This window comes from Pseudomonas putida S13.1.2 (genome assembly GCF_000498395.2).
Classification (GTDB): Bacteria; Pseudomonadota; Gammaproteobacteria; order Pseudomonadales; family Pseudomonadaceae; genus Aquipseudomonas; species Aquipseudomonas putida_Q.
The window spans coordinates 6,397,009-6,423,897 of sequence record NZ_CP010979.1; the positions used below are offsets into that span (position 1 = coordinate 6,397,009).

Below are 26,889 nucleotides of genomic sequence, written 5' to 3' on the forward strand. Positions count from 1 at the left end.
GGGGGAGTCCTACTGCGATCATGTGATTTTCCTTCGGTCCCATAGGACCCCCCTGACTGTCCCTCCCAGGCCCAACATCGCTTTACTGGCGTCCTTCCAAAACAACCACAACAAGGAAGCCGCCATGTCTGAATCCTGTTCCCCCGTCAGCCCTGTCCGTATCGCTGTCATCCAGTACGACCCCCAGGTCGGTCTTGAGCATTGTGAGCGCAACTTGGGTAGAGGGCTGGCACTCGCCCGGCGCGCAGCAGGCGAAGGCGCCAACCTGATAGTGCTGCCTGAGCTGGCCAATACCGGCTACACCTTCAACTCCCGCGCCGAAGCCTATTCCCATGCAGAGACGCTGCACGACGGCCCTAGTCTGAAAGCCTGGGCGGACTTCGCCAGGGAATACCAGGTTTACCTGGCCGCAGGTTTTTCCGAGCGCGATGGGCTGAAGCTCTACGACAGTGCCGTACTGTTTGGCCCTGAAGGCCGACTCGGGCACTACCGTAAGGCGCACCTCTGGAACCAGGAAAAACTCTGGTTCACCCCCGGCGATCTGGGGTTCCCGGTATTCGAGACGCCAATCGGGCGAATCGGCCTGCTCATATGCTGGGACATCTGGTTCCCCGAAGTACCGCGGCTGATGGCGGCGCAAGGCGCCGATATCATCTGCAGCCTCAACAACTGGGTATGGACCCCGCCGCCATTGTTCGATGATGCAGGGCGCTGCATGGCCTCGTACCTGACCATGACCGCAGCGCATGTCAACAACGTTTATATCGCCGCCGCGAACCGTGTCGGGAGCGAGCGGGGTGGGCGCTTCCTGGGGTGCTCGCTGATCGCCGGTACCAACGGCTGGCCGATCGGCGAAGTGGGCAGTGCAGAGGCCGAAGAAATTCTCTATGCCAATGTAGACCTGAGCAGTGCACGCTCGGCGCCGATCTGGAACAACCTCAACGACCTGCCGCGGGACCGGCGTACCGACCTCTACGATGCCAATCTTGGCTACCGCTTGCACGCGCCAATGCCACGTTGAGGAGTCGCAAATGAACACGCTACTCTTCTCAGGACAGCAGCGTTGGCCTGTGTTGATTTTTGCCTGTCTGCTGCTGGTGCTCGCTGCGAGCCTTGCCCATGGCCAATGGCCGGATTATGCAGTAATGGTGGCGACGCTCGATCAGCCCCTGAGCCGCTTGCGCTGGATCGTCGGAGATATCAGTGAAGTGGCATTCTACAAGCACGAGCTGCCCGCACTGGGCCTGCTGCTAGGCGCTTGTCTGGCGCACTGGGCACACGTGCGAGGGTACCGCTGGCAGGGCTTTGCCATTTGCTATGGCAGCGGGTTATGGCCATGGGTGTTCACCAGTTCGTTCCTGGGCTTGCTGCTCAGCCACGCGTTGTGGGGCTGGACCTTGGCCAGTGGCAACTGGCAACCCACCTTCGTCGCCTTCGTGTCATTGCCGGCCGCCATGGTGTTGCTGTTTGGTGCGGGCTGGCGGGTGACGATCACGGGGGCGGTACTGGGGGCTCTACTGGTAACACCGGCCAGCCTGCTGATAGTCAACTACCTGTGCTACCCCCTGCAGTTGCCCGTAGTAGTTGGCAATGTGAGCGGCATGGCGGTTGCCAGTGTCGTGGCCTTCATCCTGTGCAAGCGCTTTCCTTCATGGGTACGCCAAAACCGTGTAGCCACCGTAGTGGCGCCGGTCGTCAACCGCCCAGACTACGGTGTGGTCTGGACGTTGCGTCGGGTGCTGGCCGATTTCAGCGAAGCGCCATTTTTCGGTAATGAGCTGGCCAGCCTCGGGCTGCTGTTGGGCGTGTTGCTGGCTTACTGGTTAGCCCCGGCTGCACCGTCGTACGGTTCAATGCTGGTGATGCAGATAGTGGCCGGCCAGGCCTTGGCATCGCTGGTTGGGGTCGTATTCTGGCGAGGCCAGTGGCAAGCCCGTGAGTGGTACCCTACCTACATTCCGATTGTCTCGATCGTTCCGGCCGCAGTGCTGACGCATGGCGGCAGCTGGCAAGTGGTGGTGGCCAGCGCAGTGCTGGGGGCGCTGGTGGCTCCGCCGCTGGCAGTGGCGATCACCCAGCGGTTGCCGGCTTATGTGCATGGCTACATCGGCAACGTGATGTCGATGGCCATCAGCACGTTGGCGATCGTGCCTCTGATCGGGTTACTTGTGGGGGGAGAAGCATGACTGAACATTCGAGCGTGCCCAGGCTGTCGATCGCTAGCCTGGGGGGCACGGTCAGTATGCAGGCCCAGGCTGTTGGGTGTGGTGTGACGCCAACCCTGGGGTGCGAGCAGCAACTGCTTCAGGTGCCACAGTTGCGCGAGATGGCGCAGTTGAACGTTGCTTCATTGTGCCTGGTCCCCAGTGCATCGCTGGACTTCGCGACGCTGCTGGACGTGCTGGCATGGGCCCGGTGCGAGGTGGAGCGCGGAGCCCAGGCCTTGGTAGTGAGCCAAGGGACCGATAGCCTGGAGGAGTCGGCTTATTTCCTCGATCTGCTATGGCCATTCGATGCGCCATTGGTGATGACCGGTGCCATGCGCTCGGCCAGCCAGCCGGGCAATGATGGGCCGGCCAACCTGTTGGCTGCGGCTCAGGTGGCATTGGCACAAGGCAGCTGCGGGCGAGGTGTGCTTGTGGTGATGAATGACCAGGTTCACTGCGCGGCAAGGGTTCGCAAGACGGCCAGCATGGCGATAGCCGCGTTCGAGTCGCCGGGATGTGGCCCATTGGGCGAAGTGGTGGAGGGGGAAGTGGTCTATCGCCATCCGCCAGCACGACGGGAGGTGCTGCCCATACCGCATCGCACCGACCAGCGCGTTGCCCTGCTGGAAGCCTGCCTGGACGCAGACACGGCGCTGCTCCAGGCTGTGGCTACATTGGGTTATGAAGGGTTGGTCATTGCCGGCTTCGGCGCTGGGCATGTTGCGGCCAGTTGGTCCGATGTGCTGGAACACCTGGCGTCCACCTTGCCAGTAGTGGTTGCCACGCGCACAGGTAAAGGGCCAACCGCCCGGACAACCTATGGGTTTGCGGGTGCAGAGATCGACCTGCAGGAGAAAGGCGTATACATGGCAGGGCACCTCTGCCCGCGCAAATGCCGAATCTTGCTGTGGCTGTTGATTGGCACGGATAGGCGACATGAGTTGCAGGACTGGTTGCACGCCTGAACCATCTGCCCGCGCGGTAGTTCACGCGGGCAGCCCTTCCGGCGTTGCTGTGCTAGGGTGCACACACTTTTGCTTCCCAGGATTCTCACCCATGCTCCCCGTACTCAGCGAAAAAGAACTCGACCGTCTCGAAGACCTGTTGATCACCTACGGCAACGACTATTCCGTGCTGAACCTGGCCGAACTCAATGGCTTTTTCACCGCGCTGGCCAGTTCGCCTGTCGCCGTCTTCCCGGAACAATGGCTGCCCGCGGTGGCCGGTGGCAAGGTGCCGAAGTTCAAGAAGCCAGCGCATGAAGAAGCGTACACCGCGTTGATGTTGCGCTATGCCGATCAGGTGAAAGAGGCATTGACTGAAGACGTCGACCACTTCGAGCCGCTGTTCGAGGAAAGCGAGGGCGAGGGTGGCACTGTGATCGTCATGGAGGAGTGGTGCTTCGGCTATATGCGCGGCACCCAGATTGCTGGTTGGGGCGAGTTGCCGCCGGAGCAGGACCAACTGTTGAAGGTCATTTCCCTGCATGGGCTTGAAGATAACTTCGAGCTGCTTGATCAGATGTCCGAGCAAGATATTCAGGCGTGCGTGCCTCAAGTGATTGAGGCGGCCCGCAAGCTTTTCCGTTTCCACCGGCTGCAGAACTAAGATTTATGAGTAAGACGATCACCGACCAAGAGTTGGACGAACTGGGTGAGCTGCTTTTCAAGTATGGCAATGATGACGCCATACTTGATATCAGCGAACTCGACGGTTTTATGAATGCCGTGTGCAGTTCGCCGCGCTTGGTGCCCCCGAGTGAGTGGCTGCCTGAGGTTTCCGGTGGCAAGCTGCCTGCCTTCAAAAACCAAACCCAGGCGCGACGCTACACGGACTTGATCATCAAGTTCTACAACACTGTCGCGGTCATGCTCAGCGAAGCCACGGATGAGCTGAACCTGCTCTTTGAGGTCAGAGACACGGAGCAGGGCGAAATCGTGGTGCTTGAAGAGTGGTGCTTCGGGTACATGCGCGGCGTTCGTTTGGGAAAATGGACAGCGTTACCTGCCCCACTTCGAAAACATCTCGACGCTATTGCCCTGCATGGTCAGGAGGAGGGTTTTGCCATCCTCGACACAATGAGCCTGGAAGAACATCAGGCCGCCGTTCCGCTGGTGGTTGACGCAGTGCATGTCCTCTACCTCTACCAACGCCAGCAGCGATTGAGCTGAGTGTTCGCATAGCGCCAGGTGTCTGCTGTCTGGGCGGTAGTGTGTTTCTTGTGGGCCCCTTACGGTCGGCGCCGCAACCTCGCAAGGCCGCCCACGTTGTAGCTGCCGTCTTGAATGTTCCATTATTGCGCACCGCGAAATTATGGTTTCCTTTGCGCACTGATTCTGCTGCCAGCCGATCCAGTGCAGCATAGGCTCCACCAGCCCATCCCGGTGCTGACCAGGAGCCAAACCCATGTCAAACCCGATCAAGCTCTACAACTTCCCCAAGTCTGGCCACGCCCATCGCATCGAATTGATGCTCTCGCTGCTCAACCTGCCCACCGAGCTGGTGTTTGTCGACCTGGCCAAAGGCGCGCACAAGCAGCCGGATTTTCTGGCGCTCAACCCGTTCGGTCAGGTCCCGGTTATCGATGACAACGGCACGGTGATCGCCGATTCCAATGCCATCCTCGTCTACCTGGCCAAAAAGTACGACAACGGCACCTGGTTGCCCGAAGAACCTGCTGCCGCCGCCCGTGTGCAGCGCTGGTTGTCGGTGGCTGCCGGCCCGCTGGCCTTTGGCCCCGCTGCTGCGCGCCTGGTGACCGTGTTCGGTGCTGCGTTCAACACAGACGAAGTCATTGCCCGTGCCCATACCCTGCTCAAGGTGATCGACGCCGAGCTGGCCAAGGCCCCATTCCTGGCGGGCAGCACGCCCACCATCGCCGACATTGCCAACTACTCGTACATCGCCCACGCCCCCGAAGGCAACGTGTCGCTGGAGCCCTATGCCAACGTGCGCAGCTGGCTGGCACGGATCGAGTCGCTGCCGGGCTTCGTGCCCATGCCACGCACTGTGATCGGGCTGCAGACCAGCGCCTGATACCTCGCCTTCGAGAGGAACGCCACCATGCAACAGTCCCCGGACCACCGCCCCTCGCCCTGGCATGCGGGCGAGAAAACCCTGCAGGAAAAGGTCGGTGTAGCAGAGCGCATGGAGGCGTTCGGGCAAAAGGTCATTCGTGACTACATGCCCGACCAGCACCGTAGTTTCTATCACCAGTTGCCGTTCATGGTCGCCGCCAGTGTGGACGCCTTGGGTCGGCCTTGGGCCACGCTGCTGGAAGGGCCAGAAGGGTTCGTCAGCTCGCCCGACCCTCGCGTGCTGACGATCGACACCACGCTGCCAGCAGATGACCCCGCTACCCCGGGGCTGGTAGCCGGGCAGGCGGTCGGCTTGCTGGGTATCGAACTGCACAGCCGTCGGCGCAATCGCATCAACGGGCAGATCCGCCAGGCTGCAGAAGGGCAACTGCAGGTGAAGGTGGAGCAGTCGTTCGGCAACTGCCCCCAGTACATCCAGTTGCGTGACTACACCCGCGTCGCCGAGCCCGCCCAGGCGCGGATCGATGCGACAACACTGGATGGCACAACCGTCAGCATGATCCAGGCCGCCGACACGTTCTTCGTCGCCAGCTATGTCGAGCAAGGCGACGGCCAGCGCGCTGTGGATGTTTCTCACCGTGGCGGCCGGCCAGGGTTCGTCAAGGTCCAGGGCAATCGGCTGATCATTCCCGACTACGCGGGCAACCTGCACTTCAACACCTTGGGCAACTTGTTGGTTAACCCCCGGGCCGGCTTGCTGTTCATCGACTTCAGCAACGGCAACGTGCTGCAGCTGTGCGGGCGTGCCGAGGTGCTGCTGGACAGCCCCGCCATCCCGGATTTCGAAGGTGCCGAGCGGCTGTGGACGCTGGAGGTGGAGCAGATAGTGTGGCGCCCGGCGGCGGTTTCCCTGCGCTGGGCGTTCAAGGAATACGCGCCGACCAGCCTGATGACTGGCACCTGGGCCGAGGCCGACGCACGCCTGCAGCAACGCCAGCGACAGCGCCAATGGCAGGCCTGGCGTGTGCAGCGGGTGGAGCAGGAGAGCCGCGATATCCGCTCGTTCTACCTTGAGCCGCCCAGCGATAGCAGCGTGGCCTTTGCGCCAGGGCAACACATTCCGGTGCAAGTGCAGATCGACGGTGAGGCCGCGATGATCCGGACCTACAGCTTGTCGAGCGCACCCTCCGATGGCTACCTGCGTATCAGCGTAAAAGCGCAGGGGCCCGCCTCTCGGCACCTGCATGAGCGCGTCAAGCCAGGTGATGTGCTGGATGTGCGCTCGCCTATGGGCAGTTTCACGCTGGATGAGCAGAGTACGCGCCCGCTTGTGCTGATTGGTGCGGGCGTGGGTATCACGCCGTTGCTGGCCATGCTGCGTGAGCAGCTGAGCAAAGGCCAGGCACGGCGCATCCATTTGTTCCATGGCGCACGCAGCCTGGCCGACCTGCCATTTGGGCAGGAGCTGGCAAGCTTGCGGCAACAGGCTGGCGGCTTGCTGCACGTTCATCGCGCCCTGAGCCAGCCAGAAGACCATGCCGTGGCCGGGCAGGATTATGAGTTTGCCGGCCGGCTGGGCATCGAGCAGGTCAAGGCGACGCTGGCGCTGGACGACTACGATTTCTACCTGTGCGGCCCGGGCAGCTTTACTCAGGACCTGTATGAAGGGCTGCGCACGGTGCATGTGCCGGACGCGCGCATTCACGCTGAAGCCTTTGGCCCGTCAACGCTGCGGCGGCACACGGATGCAGGCCAGCCCACCTTGCAACAGCCGCCTGCGGCCAGCGAGCCAGTGCCTGTTTACTTCGCGGCGTCGGCCAAGGAGGCGCGCTGGGCTCCAGGCAGCGGCACCCTGCTGGAACTGGCCGAGGCGCGGGGGCTGGCGCCGGAGTTCAGTTGCCGGGGTGGGTCGTGCGGTACCTGCAAGACCAGGCTGGTAAGCGGCCAGGTGCATTACCCGAACCCACCTGCAGAGCTGCCGGAGGCGGGGTCGGTGCTGATCTGTTGTGCGGTGCCGGCACAGGTGGAGGAGGGGATACAGGCCCTGGTGCTGGATATCTGATATCCCTGTCCCGGCCTCATCGCCGGCAAGCCAGCTCCCACAGGGATCGCACATACCTTGAGTTCCATGCGGTCGAGGTGGGAGCTGGCTTGCCGGCGAAGAGGCCAAGGCAGGCAGCACAAAACGCCCCGGATGTCCGATAATCCCGGCACCCCAAATACCCAGGAGCCCGCATGGACCAGATCCACCTGATGAAGGTGTTCGTCGCGGTAGGTGAGCTGGAAAGCTTTGCCGCTGCCGCCCGCCGCCTGGACATCTCACCGGCCGCCGTCACCCGCGCCGTCAGCGCTTTGGAAGACCAGCTTGGGGTCAAGCTGCTGCTGCGCACCACCCGCAGCGTGCGCCTGACCGAAGCTGGCGGCCGCTACCTGGAAGACACCCGGCATATCCTCGCCAGCATCCACGAGGCTAACGAAGCGGCCGCCGGCATCAACGCCACCCCCAAGGGCGACCTGGCCGTTACCGCCCCGATCCTGTTCGGCAAGAAGTTCGTCATGCCGTGTATCGTCCGCTACCTGCAGCAGTACCCGGACGTCGATGTTTCCGCCTACTTCCTCGACCGTGTAGTGAACATGGTCGAGGAGGGCATGGATGTGGCCGTACGCATCGGCCCGTTGCCTGACTCCGGGTTGAAGGCATTGCGGGTCGGCAGGGTGCGGCGCATGTTGTGTGCGTCCCCCGACTACCTGGCACGCCATGGCGTGCCGAAGCATCCCTCGGACCTGGCCGGGCATGCGGTGATCGGCACCACCAACCTGTCGCCCCGGGCAGGCTGGCGCTTTGGGGTGACAGAAGAGCCAACCTTGGTGCGCATGAAGCCGCGCCTGACGGTGACCAGCAATGACGGGGCGATCGCGGCCGCCAGCGGCGGGCTGGGGATTGCCCGCCTGTTGTCGTACCAAGTGGCAGATGAGCTGGCCAGTGAGCAATTGCAGGTGATCCTGGCCGAGTACGAGGAGGCGCCCTGGCCGATCCACGTGTTGCATCGCGAGAGCAAGTACGGCTCTGCCAAGGTCAGGGCCTTCATCGACATGCTGGCGCAGGCGCTGCGGGCGCAGCAGCTGGATTGAGATCGTACAACACAGGGCGAAACATTCAGAAATAATAAGTGTTGTACGACGACCTATGACGTGGCACTCTTTCGCCTGAAACAATTTGTCGCAAATACCGCTGCCGGTGTTCGCGCCAATCGCTCGCCACACTAAAAACAAGAAATTCAGGTGAACCATGAAGATGAAAGGCATCCGTTGGTGGATGGTCAGCCTTGTCACGGCTGGGCTCGTCGTCAACTACCTCGCCCGCAACACCCTCTCGGTGGCCGCCCCCACCTTGATGACCGACCTCTCCATCAGTACCGAGCAATACGCCAAGATCGTTGCCAGTTGGCAGGTGTGCTACGCCCTCATGCAGCCGGTAGCCGGCTGGTTCATCGATTTCATCGGCACCAAGCTGGGCTTTGCCGTGTTCGCCATGGCCTGGTCACTGGCCTGTGCTGGCGCGGCCCTGGCCACCGGCTGGCAGAGCATGGCCTTTATGCGCGGGCTGCTGGGCATGACCGAAGCCGCCGGCTTGCCGGCTGGGGTCAAGGCAACCACCGAGTGGTTCCCGGCCAAGGAGCGCTCGGTGGCGATCGGCTGGTTCAATATCGGCTCGTCGCTTGGCGCCTTGCTGGCACCGCCGCTGGTGGTGTGGGCGATCCTGCACAGTGGCTGGCAGCTGGCGTTCGTTATCGTTGGTGTCTCCGGCATTGTCTGGACCCTGCTGTGGATGCTGTTGTACAAGCACCCGCGTGACCAGAAGCGCCTGAGTGATGAGGAGCGCGACTACATCCTGGCCGGGCAGGAAGCGCACTTCAAACAGGACAGCCGCGAGAAGGGCGCGTGGAAGCGCATCTTCAAGGCCCGTAACTTCTACGCCATCGCTTCGGCGCGGATCCTCTCCGAGCCGGCCTGGCAAACCTTCAACGCCTGGATTCCGCTGTACCTGATGACCGAGCGGCACATGAACATCAAGGAAGTGGCGATGTTCGCCTGGCTGCCGTTCCTGGCTGCCGATATCGGCTGTGTGCTGGGCGGGTATCTGAGCCCGCTGTTCCACCGCTACTTCAAGGTGTCGCTGTTCACCTCGCGCAAGATGGTGCTGGTGTTCGGTGCCAGTTGCATGATCGGCCCGGCCTGCATCGGCCTGGTGGAAAGCCCGTACATGGCGATCCTGTTGCTGTGCATTGGCGGGTTTGCCCACCAGACACTGTCGGGGGCGCTGTACTCCATCACCTCGGACTCGTTCAGCAAGGACCAGGTGGCCACAGCGACGGGCATGGGTGGCATGTGCGGGTACTTGGGGGCGGCGGTGTTTACCCTGGTGTTCGGCATTCTGGTCACGCAGATTGGCTACAGCCCGCTGTTTGTGGTGCTGGCCGCGTTCGATATCGTGGCAGCAGTGCTGGTGTGGAAGGTGGCGCGGGAGGTGCGTGGCGAGCCTTCGGTCACGCCGATGGCAAACCCGACCGGGGCATTGGCATAAGGCTTGAAATTTAGGGGCCGCTTTGCGGCCCATCGCCGGCAAGCCAGGCTCCCACAGGTACTGCAGAAGGCTGGAGGCCTATCCGGTCGGGTGGGAGCTGGCTTGCCGGCGATGGGCTGCGCAGCAGCCCCAATCAAGGCAACACAATCAAAGGGGTCGATACTGCAACCGGAGCACCAGTCTCATCCCTTCCCCCTGCTCCCACAGGTACTGCACAAGGCTTGAGGTCTATACGATCAAGTGGGAGCTGGCTTGCCGGCGATGGGCTGCGCAGCAGCCCCAGTCAAGGCAACACAATCAAAGGGGGCGATACTGCATCCTGAACCCCAGGCTCATCCCTTCCCCCTGCTGCAACAAGCGCAACCCCGGCCGCCCTGGCAGGTGATGCGCATTGACCGGGTGGCTTACCGGTTCAAAGCAGAAAAACCCTTGCCCCTGCGGGCAAAACAGCAAGAAGTGCTCAGCCCCGCTGGCACTGCACGCCAGTCGATAACCCGCGCTTGGCTGTTCGATCACACACTCTCCCGGCCAGCCACTGAAGGCGTGATCGACCACCGTCTCGGGCAAACGCCCCAAGGCATTGAAACACCACTGCTCAGGCACCTCGGCCTGGTACGACGGCAACCGCCCGTCCTCCGCCAGCCATACCTTGCGCGCCACTGCATATAGCTGGGTATCGGGATACCGCGGGAAGTAAGGATGCAACCCCAACCCATACCAGGTAGCCGGTTCATCCAGGTGCGTCACATGCAGGTCCAGGCTCAGGCAGCCATCCTGCAGGTGCACATCCAGCGTGGCTTGGTAGGCAAACGGCACTGCACTGTCCAGCGTCAACCGGGCCCGTCGTTCACTGTGGTGTTCTACCTGCCAGGCCTGTTGCCAGGCACTGCCATGAATCGGGTAAGGGTCATGGCCGGTATTGGGCGCCAATGCCTGCCAGCCTTCCGGCCGGGCAAAGCCACCCTCGGCAATGCGGTTGGACCATGGCGCCAACGGGTAACAGGCCAGGCGTCGCGGGGTGCCACTGGCCAGCGCGGCCGGGTCAGAATGGCGCAGCAGCGCTTGCCCGGTCGCTTTCACTTCCCAGTTGACCAGGCTGGCGCCCAGCTCCGGAGCCAGGCTCAGGCGGGTCAGGTGGTCCTGCAGGTGCAGTTCGGTCACAGCCATTCAAGGCTCCTTTCAAATGAACAATCAACTGGCCCGACGGTAGGTGAGCAGCACGATGCCGCACACCACCACGGCGCCGCCGAGTAATTGCAGGGTGCCGAGCTGCTGGTCGAGCAAGGCCCAACCCAGCAGCAGTGTGGCGATGGGCTCGACGTTCATCACCGGTGCGTTCTGCGCCATGTTCAGCCTTGGCACACACACAAACAGCAAGGTGAAGGCCAGGCCATACAGCACCACCAGGCTGGCCAAGGCCAACCAGCCACTGCTGCTGCCCGGCAGTGACAAGCCGGACGGCATCACGCCGCTTGCGCCTGCAACCAGCATGCTGGAGAACACGATCAGCAAGGTCAGCAGGCTGCGCACGGGGCCGCGCACGCTGGCCAGTTTGTGGTCGGTGATCCACAAGGCGCAGGCGAAGGCACAGGCGGCGCTGAAGGCCAGGCCGACCCCTAGCGCCCAGTGCGGGTTGGCCGTGCTGCTGTCGGCAAGGCGTGCCGGCACATCCAGCGCCAGCACCAGGCCGCACAGGATCAGGCCCATGAACAGCACGGTGCGGCCGGTCGGGCGTGCGCCGCCCAGCGCCCAGGTGAGCAGCGCCAGCAGCATCGGGAAGGTGTTGCCCACCAGCAGCGCCAGGGCTACCGGAATGCGCGCCACCGCCGAGTACAGGCACAGGCTTTGGGTGGCGATCAGCAGGCCCAGCAGCAGCTGCCAGTGCCGGGTGCCTGCGGGCAGGCCCAGCGCCTGGCGTTGCCACAACAGCAGGCAGGCCAGTACCAGCAAGGTGATGCCTGAGCGGCAGAGAATCGCCAGCAGCACGCCGGTGCCGTCATCGAAGGCGATGCGCGCGGCGATGTGGTTGCCGGCGAATGAACAGGCCAGCAGGGCGAGCAGGGCGATGGCCAGTTTGCGCGGGAATAGAGGTACAGCCGAGGAGGGAACAGCCATGTGCAGGATCCATTTGCAGAAAGAACCAGAGGGCTGCTTTGCAGCCCATCGCCGGCAAGCCAGCTCCCACAGGGCTTGCGCAGGGCTGGAAGGCTGCACAATCCTGTGGGAGCTGGCTTGCCGGCGATGGGGCGCAGAGCGGCCCCGATTGCCGTTACAGCACCACGCTAGGCAGCCACAGCGAAATTGCCGGTATGTAAGTCACCGCCATCAGCACCAGGAACAGCGCCAGGTAGAACGGCAGCAGCGCCTTCACCGTCGATTCGATGCTTACCTTGCCGATGGCCGAGCCCACGAACAGCACGGCGCCCACCGGTGGTGTTATCAGCCCGATCCCCAGGTTTACCAGCATGATCATGCCGAAGTGCACCGGGTCCACACCAATACCGGTAATCACCGGCAGCAGGATCGGCGTAAGGATCAGGATCAGCGGCGCCATGTCCATCACCGTGCCCAGCAGCAACAGCATGAAATTGATGCACATCAGGATCACGTAGCGGTTGTCCGACAGGGTCAGGAACGCCGTGGTGATCTTCGACGGGATCTGCATCAGCGTCATCACGTAGCCGAAGCTGGCGGCAAAGCCGATCAGGATCATCACGATGGAGATGGTCCGTACCGTGCGGTGCATCAGCTTGGGCAGGTCGCGCCACTTGTAGTCGCGGTAGATGAACATGGTCACGAAGAATGACCACACCACCGCCACGGCGGCCGATTCGGTAGCGGTGAACACGCCCGACAGGATACCGCCTAGGATGATGACCATCGCCATCAGGCCCCACAGCGCTTCACCGGCAATCTTCAACGCCTGGCGCAGCGGTATCACTTCGCCTTTGGGGTAGTTGCGCTTCTTCGCGAAGATAAGGCACAGGCCCATCATGACTGCGCTTAGCAGCAACCCGGGCATCACACCCGCCATGAACAGCGAGGCAATGGATACCGTGCCGCCCGCTGCCAGCGAGTACAGCACCGAGTTGTGGCTGGGCGGGGTCAGCAGCGCCTGCACCGAGCCACTGACGGTCACGGCGGTGGAAAATTCACGCGGGTAGCCTTTGCGCTCCATCTCCGGGATCAGTACCGAGCCCACCGAGGCGGTATCGGCCACCGACGAGCCGGAAATTGCACCGAAGAAGGTCGAGGCCATGATGTTGACCAGCGACAGGCCGCCACGCACGAAGCCCACCAGCACCCCGGCAAAGGCCACCAGCCGCCGTGACATACCGCCTTCGGCCATGATCGCGCCGGCCAGCACGAAGAATGGAATGGCCAGCAGCGAGAACTTGTTAACCCCACTGGCCACCTGGATCATCATCGCCTGCAGCGGGATGTCGATCCACCAGGCGCCGATCAGCGCCGACAGGCCCAGGGCGTAGGCCACCGGCATGCCCAGCAGGATGAGTGCAATGAAACTGCCCAACAGAATGAACGCATCCATTTATGCCGCTCCTTCGCTTTCTTCTACGTGGTCGAAACGCACCACCTTGCGGTGGCTCTGGTCGCCCAGCAGGAGTTTTTCCAGCACAAAGACCAGGGTTAGCACGCCACCGACCGGGATCGGCGCATAGGTCATGCCCACCCGCACACCCGGCAGGGATGCCAGAAACTGGTTCCAGGTAGTGATGCACAGCTTGGTGCCGTAGTAGGTCATGAACACGCACACCAGGATCATCAGTACTTGCACCAGTAGCGCGACCATGCTGCGCTGCAGCGGTGGCAGGCGATCGGTGATCATCGCCACCGCCATGTGCGCCCCGGCCCGGTAGCTGGCAGCGGCGCCGACGAAGGTGAACACCACCATCAGCAGGATGGCCACCGGCTCCGGCCAGCTGGAGCCGGTACCGAGCACGTAACGGGCAAAGATGCCCCAGGGAATGATCAGCGTCATGGTCAGGATCGACAGGCCGGCGATCCAGATACAGGCGCGGTACAGCGTGTCGTTCACACGCAGGAAGAGGCTTTTCATGGGCATCACCAAAGCGGCAGGGCGGCGGGCGCCGCACTGCCGAGGTCGATTGGGCTGGGGCCGCTGTTACTGGACGGCGTCGATACGCTTCATCAGGTCGGCGTACGGCGCGCCGTATTTTTCCCGTACGGACGCGGTGGCGTCATAGAACGGCTTCTTGTCGACGGTAATGAACTCGACACCAGCGGCCTTGAGCTTCTCTTCGCTGGCGGCAGACTTGGCGTCCCACAGCGCGCGCTCTTCCATCTGGGCTTCACGCGCCACCTTTTTCACCAACGCCTGCTGCTCGGGGCTGAGCTTGTTCCAGGTGGTCTTGGACATCACCACGGGTTCCGGCAGGATCAGGTGCCCGGTCAGGGTGTAGTACTTGGCGCTCTGGAAGTGGTTGTGCTCAAGCAGGGTGGGCGGGTTGTTCTCGGCGCCATCGATCACGCCGGTTTGCAGGGCGCTGAAGATTTCCCCGGTGTCCATGGCGATGCCGTTGCCGCCCATGGCGTTCATCATGTCGATGAACAGCGGGTTGCCCTGTACGCGAATCTTCATGCCCTTGAGGTCTTCCAGGCTGCGTACCGGTTTTTTCGTATAGATGCTGCGCGAGCCGCCGTCCATCCAGGCCAGGGCCACCAGGTTGAAATCGGAGTTGGTGATCTTGTCGAGGATTTCCTGGCCGATCTCGCCGTCGATGATCTTGCGCATGTGATCATGGTCACGGAACACGAACGGCATGTTGAACACGTTCACATCCGGCACCACCGGGCCGACGATGCCCAGGCTGACGCGGGTCATCTGCACCGCACCGATCTGCGCCTGTTCGATCACTTCCTTTTCCGAGCCCAGCACACCGCCGGCGAACATCTTGAAGGTGATGTCGCCGTTGCTGGCCTGCTCGAGTTTTTTGCCCATGTTCTGCTCGGCGACCACGGTCGGGTAGCCGGCCGGGTGGATTTCGGCGAACTTGATGTCCAGTGCCGAGGCGGGCATGGCCACGCTGAAGGCGAACGGGAGTACGGCAAGGAGCAGCTTGCGTTTGAACGTCATGATGAAACTCCGTGGTTTTTATTATCCGGTTTCGTGCGTGCAAGTGTGGGTGCGGCAGAGGGCGTCAGCCCCGGTAGGCAGGTTCCTCCAGGCCCTTGGTGTCAGGGTTGAGGGCAAATACCCCGCCCGCCAGGGGCTGGTCACTGAGGTCTGTGCCTGTGGGGCGGATCGAGGTGACGTACAGGGTGTCGAGGTTGGCGCCGCCGAAGGCGCACATTGCCGGCTTTTTCACCGGCACGCTCAGCGAGCGGTCGAGGCGGCCGTCAGGGGTGAAGCGGTGGATCTGCCCGGCGTCATTGCCGCAGATCCAGTAGCAGCCGTCTTGGTCGATTGCTGCGCCATCGGGGCGGCCTGGGTAGCCGCGCATGTCGACGAACAGCCGCTTGTTGTATGGCGTGCCGCTGTCGATGTCGTAGTCGAAAGCCCAGACCTTCTGCACGTTGGGGTGCGAGTCGGACAGGTACATGCGCGTGCCGTCGGGGCTGAAGGCCAGGCCGTTGGGTACGATCATGCCATCTTGCTGCAGGTGCAGCTGGCCTTCTCCATCATGCCGGTACAGCGCACCCACGTGGGCACCTTGCTGCATGTCCAGCAGCATGGTGCCAGCCCAGAAGCGGCCCTGGCGGTCGCAGCGGCCATCGTTGAAGCGCATGCCGGCCTGGGCGTGCGGCACGCTGCTGAGCAGGCGGCTATCAAGGCTGCCGTCGGGCTTGGCCTGGAGCTGGAAGATGCCGCTTTCCATGCCAGCGACCCAGCCCTGGCCGCTGCGGGCGATGCAGGCCAGCATCTCGTTGCCCTGCCAAACCTGGTGCTTGCCATCGGCCGCCTGCCAGCGGTGCAGTTGGCGGGCGGGGATGTCGACCCAGTACAGGGCCTGTTCGCTGGGGTGCCACACGGGGCTTTCGCCGGTGCCGTTGCGGGCGTCGACAATCAGTTCGAAGTTCATGGCCGTGCCTCCTGGCGTGCGTGGGTTCAGTTGAACGGGCCGGCCACGGCAAAGGCGCCGCCCTGGTAGACCATGCTCGGGTCATCCGCGGCGGGCGCCGGTTGGGCTTCCACAGCGGCGCGGAAGCGCTCGGAGCTGTCCTTGGGTACATACCCAAGGTGCTCGGCATGGCGGTTGTCCCACCACACGGTGCGGTTGTCGGAGGCGCCGTAGACGATGGTGTGGCCAACGTCGAGCGTGAACAACCCTCGCTCGATAAGCTGCACCAGGTCGTCATAGCTCAGCCACGTGCAGAGCATGCGAGGGTTCTGGGGCTGGGGGAACGAAGAGCCGATGCGAATGCTGACAGTCTCGATGCCGTAGCGGTCGAAGTAGAAACTGGCTACATCCTCGCCGTAGCACTTGGACAGCCCGTAGTAGCTGTCGGGGCGGCGCGGCGAGTGGGCGTCGATGCGCTCGTCCTGGCGGTAGAAACCGATGGTGTGGTTGGAGCTGGCGAAGATGATGCGCTTCACCCCATGCTTGCGCGCCGCCTCGTAAACATGGAACACGCCGCAGATGTTGGGCCCGAGGATGTCTTCGAAGGAATGCTCGGTGGACACGCCGCCAAAGTGGATGATGGCATCCACGCCTTCGACCAAGGCATGTACAGCAGCCTTGTCGGCCAGGTCGCAGGTGATGACTTCTTCATGTGGGCCCGCAGCAGGGGCCATTTCGCTGATGTCGGAAAGGCGCAGGACCTCGGCGTAGCCTTGCAGGCGTTCGCGAAGGACCTTGCCCAGGCCGCCTGCGGCTCCGGTGAGCAGCAGGCGATTGAGGGGGGTAGTGGTCATGGCCGGCTCTTGTTGTTAATTGTTGTAGGTTGTCGTATGACTTTTATGATTATTGGCGGTGGGTTCGGTTGTTGTCAATGAGGCCTGCGTCTCTTTATGGCCTGTCAGGGCCCTATCGCCGGCAAGCCAGCTCCCACAGGTACTCCACTTGGCTGGAAATTACCGCGGCCTGGTGGGAGCTGGCTTGCCGGCGATGGGGCGCAAAGCGGCCCTAATTTCAATCAGTGCCGGGCTTCTCGGTTACAAGAGCGACAACGGGTAGTTGAAGATCAACCGGTTCTCATCGAACTCGTTATTGCTGTAATCCCGCCGAATCGACGAATTTCGCCATTTCACGCTCAAGTCCTTGAACGCTCCGCTCTGGATCACGTACGCCAGCTCCGTCTCACGCACCCACTCCTTGCCATCGGTTACCCCCCCGCTATGCACATCGCGCCCGCTGATGTAGCGGTTCATCAGGGTCAACCCCGGTACCCCGACGGTGACAAAGTTGAAGTCATGACGCACTTGCCACGAGCGCTCGTTGGCATTGTCGAAGCTGGAGTTGTAACTGTCGTTGGCCAAGGTGCCGCCACTGGTGCCGTTGACCCGCATCCAGGTATCGCCATCCACTTTCTGCAAACCTACCCAGAAGGTGCTACCGCCGTACTTGGCCGAGAACATCCCCGAGTAGGTCTTGTTGTCCAGTTCGCCGGCGCGTTCCGAGCCGTCCTCATCGCCATGGAAGTAGCCCAGGTTCGCCCCCAGGGTCCAGTCACCCACCGGCTGGCTGTGGCTCAGTTGCAGGTATTGCTGCTGGTACACGTCCTTCAGCACCGCATTCCACAGGCCCACCAACGTGCGGTCCTGGTTGAACTTGTACTCGCCGCCGACGAAGTTGAACCGGTCCGACACGCCAGCGCCGTAGCTCATGTCTTCCATGCTGGCGTCGTTACGCGGGCTGTTGCCGCGGAACTGGCCGCCGTACAGGGTCAGCCCTGCGATTTCATTGGAGGTGACCTGCCCGCCACGGAACGTCTGCGGCAACGAGCGACCGTCGTCCGAGCGTAGAATCGGCAGCACCGGCATCCACTCACCGATCTTCAGCTCGGTCTTGGAGATCCGCGCCTTGCCCGCCACTGCCAGGCGCCCATAGTCATCTGCCGGCTTGCCATCGTCATGGCGTGGCAGCAACGCCGTGCCGTATGTACCGCCGCCGCCATCGAGCTTGACCGACCACAGCCCCAGCACATCCACGCCAAACCCTATCGGCCCCTCGGTGAATCCTGAACGGGCATCGAGAATGAAGCTTTGCGTCCATTCCTCGGCCTTGCTCTGTGGGTTGCTGGGGTTGGTGAAGTTGCGGTTGATGTAGAAGTTGCGCAGCCCGAGGGTGGCCTTGCTGTCCTCGACAAAACCCGCAGCCAGGCTGGTGCCCGGCAGGCCGGCGATGACCCCGGCGCCAAGCAGGGCGAAGGGCAAGGTGTGGCAGATTTTCATTATTGTTGTGCTCCCGAAGGGTGTGGCAGCCCGTCCACCGGGCACGCGCAAGCGGCCTGCGGCAGGGGCGGGTAGTTAACGGGCCGGTCAGGGCCAGGGGTGAATGCGCGGTAACCGGGCGCTACGTACTGGCAGGTGTACGCGAGCTGGCCGGGCGAAGAGGGGTGTGCAACAGACGTGGGTGTAGCGGGATGGGTGTCGACATGGGATCGTCCACTGATTGTTGTTCTTGTTATGTGTTGTCGTACAACTGAGGGCGATTATTAGCAAGTGGGAGGTGAGCTGTCAACGGCTGATAGCTGAGCAGGTAGGGCCCAGTTGCTGCATTCCACGCGCAGTACGTGGGACATGATTTACAAATCAAATCCGATTGGCTGTGGACCCTGCGGCTAGCCTGCGCTATCTTCAGATCTGGCCTCGCCCTCGACCACGTAGACTGGCATGTCCAGTCCCGGCATCCTCGTTGGTGCCGTACCCCTCCTGTCGGCGTGGGCGGGGCCTCTTCCTTTTCCGCCACGCTTCCCGGCTAAGATCCAGCGCTCCCTGGCGCCACGGCCGCCAGTTACCTTGGCAAATCTCCCCTGCTACGCGATTCCCTGTAGGAGCGGCCTTGTGCCGCGAAAGCTTACAAAAAGGCTGCTGAGCGACTTGAGTAGGCTTCAAGGATTTGGCGGTCCCAGGTCGCAATCTCAAAGTAAAACACCGCCTCAAAGCCAGAGCTCTGCTTCGGTGGGAGCGGGCATGCCCGTGAAGAGGCCAGCACAGGCGAAACCGTCCGCTGACTTGCTATGCTTCCTCTACCAATAAAAAAGGCTGCCAATCGGCAGCCTCCTCGATGTTCAGCCCGGACAATCAGTCCCAGCTCAAAGCACCACCCGTCTGATACTCAATCACACGCGTCTCAAAGAAGTTCTTCTCCTTCTTCAAGTCCATGATCTCGCTCATCCATGGGAACGGGTTGGTAGTCCCTGGATACTCTTCTTTCAGGCCAATCTGGGTCAGGCGACGGTTGGCGATGAACTTGAGGTAGTCCTCCATCATCGCTGCGTTCATGCCCAGTACACCGCGTGGCATGGTGTCACGGGCGTATTCGATCTCCAACTGGGTCCCTTGCAGGATCATCTGGGTCGCTTCTTCCTTCATCGCCGCGTCCCACAGGTGCGGGTTCTCGATCTTGATCTGGTTGATCACGTCGATACCGAAGTTCAGGTGCATCGACTCGTCACGCAGGATGTACTGGAACTGCTCGGCAACGCCGGTCATCTTGTTGCGGCGGCCCATGGACAGGATCTGGGTGAAGCCGCAGTAGAAGAAGATGCCTTCCAGCACGCAGTAGTAGGCGATCAGGTTGCGCAGCAGCTCTTTGTCGGTTTCGACGGTGCCGGTGTTGAATTCCGGGTCGGAGATGGCGCGGGTGTACTTCAGGCCCCAGGCGGCTTTTTTAGCGACCGACGGGATCTCGTGGTACATGTTGAAGATCTCGCCTTCATCCATGCCCAGCGACTCGATGCAGTACTGGTAGGCGTGGGTGTGGATCGCCTCTTCAAAGGCCTGGCGCAGGATGTACTGGCGGCACTCCGGGTTGGTGATCAGGCGGTACACGGCCAGGGCCAGGTTGTTGGCAACCAGCGAGTCGGCGGTGGAGAAGAAGCCCAGGTTACGCATGACGATGCGGCGCTCGTCCTCGGTCAGGCCGTCCTGGCTCTTCCACAGGGCGATGTCGGCGGTCATGTTGACCTCTTGCGGCATCCAGTGGTTGGCGCAGCCGTCCAGATACTTCTGCCAGGCCCAGTCGTACTTGAACGGTACCAGCTGGTTCAGGTCGGCGCGGCAGTTGATCATGCGCTTTTCGTCTACCGCGACACGGGCAGAAGAACCTTCCAGCTCGGCCAGGCCTTCGGCCACGTCGAGGGCGTCGAGGGCAGCCTTGGCACGTTTGACGGCTTCGGAGTCAGACGCGGTGGCAGCGCGAGCTTCCAGAGCGGCGGCACCACCGGCGCTGTCGAGCTTGTCGAGGGTGGCGGCGGCAGCGGCCTGCGCAGGGGTGTTGCCTTTGGCGGCTACTTCGCCGTCTTCGTTATCGAATTCGTCCCAGCTCAGCATGGTTTGGCTCCTGCTTGAGGGTTGCTCGTGGCAACCGGTTGGATTTTGAGGTGATGCCTGTACTGCGCAAGACCCATCAGGCGTTACGGCAGGCAGTGAGAGCGGGCTCTCGTCACATTTGAAGTTGTTCGAGTCAGCGCTTGTCCTACCCTCGAGCGAGGGGCCAAGGCGCCTGAAAGCTGTACGGCTACGATAAAACGTGCGGTCTGGGCAAGCGGCGCTTGCGTCTCGCAGTCGATCATTAGCTCAACCCTTTTTGGGGGGCGAAGTATACCGGAATTCAGGGTGGATCGGGGCGGCGCAAAGGCCATGCGAAGGTAATTTTTCGACCGGCATTGCGTGCTTCCGTTCACCTGAAACCTGTTGTTTCAACACGGATGTGAGTCTAGCCGTAAATGAGATTTCATCCTATATCTTGTGTGATTTTTTTTTATCGGCACAGCATATGGTGTTTTGATCTCGGTCAGCACCTATCGGTGGTAGTGCGTGTAACGGCCGATCGCGGCCTTTTCTTGAGGCAAAAAAATACCGCCTCAACCCCCGAAGGCGGTTGAGGCGGCATGTTCACCTCAGCGGTGCGAAGGCCTTATTGGCAGGCTTCGCAATCCGGCTCGTCGATCGCGCAGGCCTTCGGCACTGGCGCTGGGCCGGCTGCCTGGACCGGGGCGCTGTCGCCGCCGCTGGAAACGGCGTTGAGCTTGCCGGTGTTGATGGTCGACTTCTCGGTGCTGGTCGCAGCCAGGGCACGGAGGTAGTAGGTGGTTTTCAGGCCACGGTACCAGGCCATGCGGTAGGTCACGTCCAGCTTCTTGCCCGAGGCGCCTGCGATGTACAGGTTCAGCGATTGAGCCTGGTCGATCCACTTCTGGCGACGGGAAGCTGCGTCGACAATCCACTTGGTCTCGACTTCGAACGCGGTGGCGTACAGGTCTTTCAGCTCTTGCGGGATACGCTCGATCTGCTGCACCGAACCGTCGTAGTACTTCAGGTCGTTGATCATGACCGAGTCCCACAGGCCGCGGGCCTTCAGGTCACGGACCAGGTACGGGTTGATCACGGTGAACTCGCCCGACAGGTTCGATTTCACGTACAGGTTCTGGTAGGTCGGCTCGATCGACTGCGACACGCCGGTGATGTTGGCGATGGTCGCGGTTGGCGCGATGGCCATGATGTTCGAGTTACGAATACCTTTTTGTACGCGAGCACGCACCGGCGCCCAGTCCAGGGTCTCGTTCAGGTCGACGTCGATGTACTTCTGGCCACGGGCCTCGATCAGGATCTGTTGCGAATCCAGCGGCAGGATGCCTTTGGACCACAGCGAACCCTGGAAGGTCTCGTAGGCGCCACGCTCGTCGGCCAGGTCGCAAGACGCCTGGATCGCGTAGTAGCTGACCGCTTCCATCGACTTGTCGGCGAACTCGACGGCAGCGTCGGAGCCGTAGGCGATGTGCTGCAGGTACAGTGCGTCCTGGAAGCCCATGATGCCCAGGCCGACCGGGCGGTGCTTGAGGTTCGAGTTACGCGCCTGCGGCACCGAGTAGTAGTTGATGTCGATCACGTTGTCGAGCATGCGCACGGCGGTGTTCACGGTGCGTTGCAGCTTAACCGTGTCCAGCTTGCCGTCGACGATGTGGTTCGGCAGGTTGATCGAGCCCAGGTTGCAGACCGCGATCTCGTCCTTGTTGGTGTTCAAGGTGATCTCGGTGCACAGGTTCGAGCTGTGGACCACGCCCACGTGCTGCTGCGGCGAACGCAGGTTGCACGGGTCCTTGAAGGTCAGCCACGGGTGGCCGGTCTCGAACAGCATCGACAGCATCTTGCGCCACAGGTCTTTGGCCTGGATGGTCTTGAACACCTTGATCTTGTTGTACTCGGTCAGGGCTTCGTAGTACTCGTAGCGCTCTTCGAAGGCCTTGCCGGTCAGGTCGTGCAGGTCTGGCACTTCCGAAGGCGAGAACAGGGTCCACTTGCCGTCATCGAAGACACGCTTCATGAACAGGTCAGGGATCCAGTTGGCGGTGTTCATGTCGTGGGTACGACGGCGGTCATCACCGGTGTTCTTGCGCAGCTCGATGAATTCTTCGATGTCCAGGTGCCAGGTTTCCAGGTAGGCACAGACGGCGCCCTTGCGCTTGCCACCCTGGTTGACGGCAACGGCAGTGTCGTTGACCACTTTCAGGAACGGTACGACGCCCTGGGACTTGCCGTTGGTGCCCTTGATGTAGGAGCCCAGTGCACGCACAGGGGTCCAGTCGTTGCCCAGGCCACCGGCGAATTTCGACAGCATGGCGTTGTCGTGGATCGCGTGGTAGATGCCCGACAGGTCGTCCGGCACGGTGGTCAGGTAGCAGCTGGACAGCTGCGGGCGCAGGGTGCCGGCGTTGAACAGGGTCGGGGTCGAGGCCATGTAGTCGAAGGACGACAACAGGTTGTAGAACTCGATCGCACGGGCTTCCTTGTCTTTCTCTTCCAGCGCCAGGCCCATGGCCACACGCATGAAGAACACCTGCGGCAGCTCGAAGCGCACGCCATCCTTGTGGATGAAGTAGCGGTCGTACAGGGTCTGCAGGCCCAGGTAGGTGAACTGCTGGTCGCGCTCGTGGTTGATCGCCTTGCCCAGTTTTTCCAGGTCGAAGTCGGCCAGGGCCGGGTTCAGCAGCTCGAACTCGATACCTTTGGCGATGTAGGCCGGCAGGGCCTTGGCGTACAGGTCAGCCATCTCGTGGTGGGTGGCGCTGTCGGCAACGCTGAGGAAGCCCAGGCCTTCGGCACGCAGGGTGTCCATCAGCAGGCGGGCGGTCACGAACGAGTAGTTCGGCTCGCGCTCGACCAGGGTACGGGCGGTCATCACCAGGGCGGTGTTGACGTCCTTGATGGCCACGCCGTCGTACAGGTTCTTCAGGGTTTCGCGCTGGATCAGGTCGCCATCGACTTCAGCCAGGCCTTCGCAGGCTTCGCTGATGATGGTGTTCAGGCGGGCCATGTCGAGCGGCGCCAGGCTGCCGTCAGCCAGGGTGATGCGGATGCTCGGGTGCGGCTCGACCACGGCGTCGGTGTTGGCGCGGGTGGCACGCTGCTTGGCGCGCTGGTCGCGGTAGATCACGTAGTCGCGGGCAACTTTCTGCTCGCCGGCGCGCATCAGGGCCAGTTCTACCTGGTCCTGGATTTCTTCGATGTGGATGGTGCCACCCGATGGCATGCGACGTTTGAACGTGGCGGTAACCTGTTCGGTCAGACGCGCGACGGTGTCGTGGATGCGCGACGAAGCGGCGGCGGTGCCGCCTTCAACTGCAAGGAACGCCTTGGTGATGGCAACGGTGATCTTGTCGTCGGTGTAGGGGACGACAGTGCCGTTACGCTTGATCACGCGCAGTTGGCCAGGGGCAGTGGCGGCCAGATCCTGGTTGGAATCGGCGGCCTGCGGCACCTTGGCCTGCGGGTTCTCGCGAGTTGTGTCGGTTTGCATGGGTGGGTGTCTCCACAGTTTCTATATTGTTCAGGCGCCTTTTGGGCGCCCACCGTTCCGTCCACTTGCTCGATGGCCCGGCGGGGATGCGCAATGCATACGCATCCGCCCGCACGGGCGTACCGACTTCGGGACAGACTCAGGAATAAGGGGCAATAGCTTGCCGCTCCCTGGCCGAAGTCAAAGGTTTTGGGCGGGGCCCAAAAACTGTTGCTGATGGATGCCAGGCCTGGCCTGCAACACCCATACCCGAACAAGGCCCTGGAAGGGCTTGCCTCGGTCGCCTCCGCAGGAGCGGTTTGGCTGCTGAAATCACCTGAAGTTCAGCTCGGAAAATCGCTTGATTTTGCGGGTTGACTTTTGTGTGTGATTTTGCACGAACCCCTATATGTAGTGGTTCGCTGCGTTCGGGATACAAGATAATGCGGTATTGGGGGCTTTGCAAGGCGAGCGCCTGTGGATAACTTGTGCGTACTTTGTGAGTGAATGGTGGGTATTCGCTGTAGGCCTTGTGCCAAGTGGTTTGCAGTATTTTTCTGCGCCTTGTTGCCCCCGGGCAGTTTTTTTCGGGCGCGAACCCTATCACAAAAAACGGTTCAGTCGAGGGGGCTACGGCGGGTTGGCAGCGCCGGAGGTGCTACTGAGTATCCTGGGGGGATGTTGCCTTTTGGTTAAAGGGTTATGTTCCCTGTACCGGCCCCTTCGCAGCACAAGGCTGCTCCTACAGAAAAGCGCCGTATCCTGTAGGAGCAGCCTTGTGCTGCGAAGAGGCCGGTACAGGTAATAAAAAACAACAAGCAAAGGCAGAGGCCATGGACCACCCCGTACCCCGCATCCTCATTGTCGAAGACGACCAGCGTCTGGCCGAGCTCACCGCCGAGTACCTGCAGGCCAACGGCTTCGAGGTCGCGGTGGAGGGCGATGGCGCCCGCGCCGCCCGGCGCATCGTCGACAGCCAGCCCGATCTGGTCATCCTCGACCTCATGCTGCCCGGCGAGGACGGCCTGAGCATCTGCCGCCGGGTACGCAACCAGTACCCCGGCCCCATTCTCATGCTCACCGCACGCAGCGACGAACTCGACCAGGTCCAGGGCCTGGACCTTGGCGCCGACGACTATGTCTGCAAACCGGTACGTCCACGCCTGCTGCTGGCGCGTATCCAGGCCCTGCTGCGCCGCAGCGAAGCCGTGGACAGCAAGCGCCAGGAGCTGGCGTTTGGCGCACTGAGTATCGACAACCGCCTGCGCGAGGCGCGCCTGGGCGACCAGCTGATCGAGCTGACCGGTGCCGAGTTCGACCTGCTCTGGCTGCTGGCCAGCAACGCGGGCCGGGTACTGACCCGTGAACAGATCTTCACCGCGCTGCGTGGCGTCGGCTACGACGGCCAGGACCGTTCCATCGACATACGCATCTCGAAGATCCGCCCCAAGATCGGCGATGACCCGCTTCAGCCACGGCTGATCAAGACCCTGCGCAGCAAGGGCTACCTGTTTGTCGGCGAAGCGCCATGAACAATTCGATCTTTCTGCGTATCTACGGCGGCATGCTGGCGGTGCTGGTGCTGGTGGCCTTGCTCGGCGTGCTCAGCCTGCACCTGGCCAACGAAGTGCGCGCCGCCCAGCACCGGGAAGGCCTGGCCCAAGGTACCTTCAGCCTGATGGCTGACAACCTGGCACAGCAGAATGCAACCGAACGCAAACGCTCGCTGCTGATCTGGGAGCGATTGCTCGGTGTGCCGCTGGCGCTGCAACCGATGACTGGGCGCAGCCTCGACGGCGGCCAGCGGGCGCGCCTGTACCGCGGCCTGGTGGTGGTCGAAAAGACCGGCCCACATGCGGCGCAAGTGCTGCGCAAGGTCGGCCAGGAAGACCTGATGCTGGTGGCGCAGATCAAGCAGATAAGCGAGCAACTGGCGCGGGCCACCCTGTATCTGTTGGCCGATGAACTGGTGCGCTACCCGATCACCGAGCAGCAGCAGCGGCTGGCACAGATCAAGCAGGAAAAGGGCTTCGGTTTTGGCGTCGCCCTGCAGCGCATCGAGCGGGTCAGCCTGGACGATGACCAGCGGCGCCGGGTCGAGGAGGGCGACACGGTCATGGCGCTGGGCAAGGATGGCGACTCGATCCGGGTGTTTGCCGGGCTGGCAGGCTCGCCCTGGGTGCTGGAAATTGGCCCGTTGTACCAGCTCAACCCGTATCCACCGCAGTTGCTGATCCTGATTACCTTTCTCGGCCTGTGCCTGATCGGCCTGGTGGTCTACCTGCTGGTGCGCCAGCTTGAGCGCCGGGTGTCGGGCCTGGAGATCGCCGCCACACGCATTGCCCAGGGCAGCCTGGACACCCGCGTGCCCGCCGGTGACGCCGACTCGGTGGGGCGCCTGGCCGCCGCCTTCAACGGCATGGCCGAGCACCTTCAGCGCTCGCTGACCATGCAGCGCGAGCTGGTGCGGGCGGTGTCCCACGAGTTGCGCACGCCGGTTGCACGCCTGCGCTTTGGCTTGGAGATGATCGAAACTGCCACCACCGAACAGGCGCGGGCCAAGCACTTGGCGGGCATGGACGGTGATATCCAGGACCTCGACAAGCTGGTCGACGAAATGCTGACCTACGCCCGCCTGGAGCAAGGCGCGCCGGCCTTGAAGTTCCAGCGGGTCGACCTGGATGCCTTGCTCGCGCGGGTGATCGAAGAGCTGTCACCGTTGCGTGCCGAGGTGCGGGTCGTGCGCGGCGACTGCCAGGGCGCGGATGCCGAAGGCGCGTGGGTCGAGGCCGAGCCGCGTTACTTGCACCGGGCGCTGCAGAACCTGGTCAGTAACGCTATGCGCCATGCCGGGTCTGAGGTGCGCGTGAGCTACCAGTTGGGGCAGCAGCGATGCCGCATCGATGTCGAAGATGACGGGCCGGGGATCCCCGAGGGCTTCTGGGACCGCATCTTCACCCCGTTCACCCGCCTGGATGACAGCCGCACCCGTGCTTCGGGTGGGCACGGCTTGGGCCTGTCGATCGTGCGGCGAATCATCTACTGGCACACGGGCCGGGCGACGGTGGGGCGTAGCGAAGCGTTGGGTGGCGCCTGCTTCAGCCTGAACTGGCCACGCCAGCAAGCGCCACAGTAAA

The 26,889-nt window shown here is 62.4% G+C and carries 21 protein-coding genes; 11 read left to right on the forward strand and 10 right to left on the reverse strand.

All coding sequences use genetic code 11. The features are described 5' to 3' along the window. The first annotated feature begins 124 nt into the window (after window positions 1-124). The 9 genes from N805_RS28285 (at window position 125) to N805_RS28325 (ending at window position 9,830) form a co-directional block, all read left to right on the forward strand. Entirely contained in the window at window positions 125-1,021 is an 897-nt protein-coding gene (locus N805_RS28285) for a nitrilase family protein (protein ID WP_019472249.1), read from the forward strand. A 10-nt stretch (window positions 1,022-1,031) separates the two neighbouring features. Next, a complete protein-coding gene (locus tag N805_RS28290) occupies window positions 1,032-2,186 on the forward strand; it encodes a hypothetical protein (protein ID WP_019472248.1) in 1,155 nt (384 codons plus the stop codon). Continuing rightward, window positions 2,183-3,172, forward strand: a complete 990-nt coding sequence (locus tag N805_RS28295; RefSeq protein WP_019472247.1) for an asparaginase — start codon at window positions 2,183-2,185, stop codon at window positions 3,170-3,172. Before N805_RS28290 ends, N805_RS28295 begins: the two co-directional genes overlap by 4 nt. 91 nt (window positions 3,173-3,263) lie before the next feature. Continuing rightward, a complete protein-coding gene (locus N805_RS28300) occupies window positions 3,264-3,815 on the forward strand; it encodes a UPF0149 family protein (protein WP_019472246.1) in 552 nt (183 codons plus the stop codon). A gap of 5 nt (window positions 3,816-3,820) precedes the next feature. Then, entirely contained in the window at window positions 3,821-4,378 is a 558-nt protein-coding gene (locus tag N805_RS28305; protein ID WP_019472245.1) for a UPF0149 family protein, read from the forward strand. Between the two features lie 235 nt (window positions 4,379-4,613). Beyond that, the gene (locus tag N805_RS28310; RefSeq protein WP_016488698.1) at window positions 4,614-5,243 is read left to right on the forward strand and encodes a glutathione S-transferase family protein; all 630 of its coding nucleotides are present in this window, start codon (window positions 4,614-4,616) and stop codon (window positions 5,241-5,243) included. Window positions 5,244-5,270: 27 nt separating this feature from the next. After that, the gene (locus tag N805_RS28315) at window positions 5,271-7,307 is read left to right on the forward strand and encodes a pyridoxamine 5'-phosphate oxidase family protein (RefSeq protein WP_019472244.1); all 2,037 of its coding nucleotides are present in this window, start codon (window positions 5,271-5,273) and stop codon (window positions 7,305-7,307) included. A gap of 173 nt (window positions 7,308-7,480) precedes the next feature. After that, window positions 7,481-8,377, forward strand: a complete 897-nt coding sequence (locus tag N805_RS28320; RefSeq protein WP_019472243.1) for a LysR family transcriptional regulator — start codon at window positions 7,481-7,483, stop codon at window positions 8,375-8,377. Between the two features lie 157 nt (window positions 8,378-8,534). Beyond that, window positions 8,535-9,830, forward strand: a complete 1,296-nt coding sequence (locus tag N805_RS28325; RefSeq protein ID WP_019472242.1) for an MFS transporter — start codon at window positions 8,535-8,537, stop codon at window positions 9,828-9,830. Between the two features lie 297 nt (window positions 9,831-10,127). Here N805_RS28325 and N805_RS28330 read toward each other — a convergent pair whose 3' ends face one another. The 10 genes from N805_RS28330 to N805_RS28375 all read right to left on the reverse strand — a co-directional run bounded on the left by N805_RS28330 (window position 10,128) and on the right by N805_RS28375 (window position 23,773). Beyond that, window positions 10,128-10,997: an aldose 1-epimerase gene (locus tag N805_RS28330; RefSeq protein WP_019472241.1), complete on the reverse strand. Its 870-nt coding sequence runs from the start codon at window positions 10,995-10,997 to the stop codon at window positions 10,128-10,130. 24 nt (window positions 10,998-11,021) lie between these two features. After that, on the reverse strand, window positions 11,022-11,945 hold the full coding sequence (locus N805_RS28335; RefSeq protein ID WP_028614087.1) for an EamA family transporter: 924 nt from the start codon (window positions 11,943-11,945) through the stop codon (window positions 11,022-11,024). A 154-nt stretch (window positions 11,946-12,099) separates the two neighbouring features. Continuing rightward, window positions 12,100-13,380, reverse strand: coding sequence for a TRAP transporter large permease (locus tag N805_RS28340; RefSeq protein ID WP_019472239.1), 1,281 nt, complete (start codon window positions 13,378-13,380; stop codon window positions 12,100-12,102). Then, window positions 13,381-13,908: a TRAP transporter small permease gene (locus N805_RS28345; protein WP_019472238.1), complete on the reverse strand. Its 528-nt coding sequence runs from the start codon at window positions 13,906-13,908 to the stop codon at window positions 13,381-13,383. A 66-nt stretch (window positions 13,909-13,974) separates the two neighbouring features. Next, on the reverse strand, window positions 13,975-14,946 hold the full coding sequence (locus tag N805_RS28350; protein WP_016488691.1) for a TRAP transporter substrate-binding protein: 972 nt from the start codon (window positions 14,944-14,946) through the stop codon (window positions 13,975-13,977). Between the two features lie 64 nt (window positions 14,947-15,010). Further along, complete coding sequence (locus tag N805_RS28355; RefSeq protein ID WP_019472237.1) at window positions 15,011-15,892, reverse strand: glucurono-1,5-lactonase; 882 nt, start codon at window positions 15,890-15,892, stop codon at window positions 15,011-15,013. Window positions 15,893-15,918: 26 nt separating this feature from the next. After that, the gene (locus N805_RS28360; protein ID WP_019472236.1) at window positions 15,919-16,725 is read right to left on the reverse strand and encodes an NAD-dependent epimerase/dehydratase family protein; all 807 of its coding nucleotides are present in this window, start codon (window positions 16,723-16,725) and stop codon (window positions 15,919-15,921) included. Between the two features lie 240 nt (window positions 16,726-16,965). Continuing rightward, window positions 16,966-18,204, reverse strand: a complete 1,239-nt coding sequence (locus N805_RS28365; protein WP_019472235.1) for an OprD family porin — start codon at window positions 18,202-18,204, stop codon at window positions 16,966-16,968. 852 nt (window positions 18,205-19,056) lie between these two features. Further along, window positions 19,057-20,307, reverse strand: a complete 1,251-nt coding sequence (locus N805_RS28370; protein WP_016498293.1) for a ribonucleotide-diphosphate reductase subunit beta — start codon at window positions 20,305-20,307, stop codon at window positions 19,057-19,059. Window positions 20,308-20,893: 586 nt separating this feature from the next. Further along, window positions 20,894-23,773 carry a ribonucleoside-diphosphate reductase subunit alpha gene (locus N805_RS28375; RefSeq protein ID WP_019472234.1) on the reverse strand — a complete coding sequence of 960 codons (2,880 nt, stop codon included), beginning with the start codon at window positions 23,771-23,773 and terminating at the stop codon, window positions 20,894-20,896. A gap of 812 nt (window positions 23,774-24,585) precedes the next feature. Between N805_RS28375 and N805_RS28380 the strand changes: the two genes are divergently transcribed. Then, the gene (locus tag N805_RS28380; RefSeq protein WP_019472233.1) at window positions 24,586-25,284 is read left to right on the forward strand and encodes a response regulator transcription factor; all 699 of its coding nucleotides are present in this window, start codon (window positions 24,586-24,588) and stop codon (window positions 25,282-25,284) included. Beyond that, entirely contained in the window at window positions 25,281-26,888 is a 1,608-nt protein-coding gene (locus N805_RS28385; RefSeq protein WP_019472232.1) for an ATP-binding protein, read from the forward strand. Before N805_RS28380 ends, N805_RS28385 begins: the two co-directional genes overlap by 4 nt. The last annotated feature ends 1 nt before the right edge of the window (window position 26,889 follow it).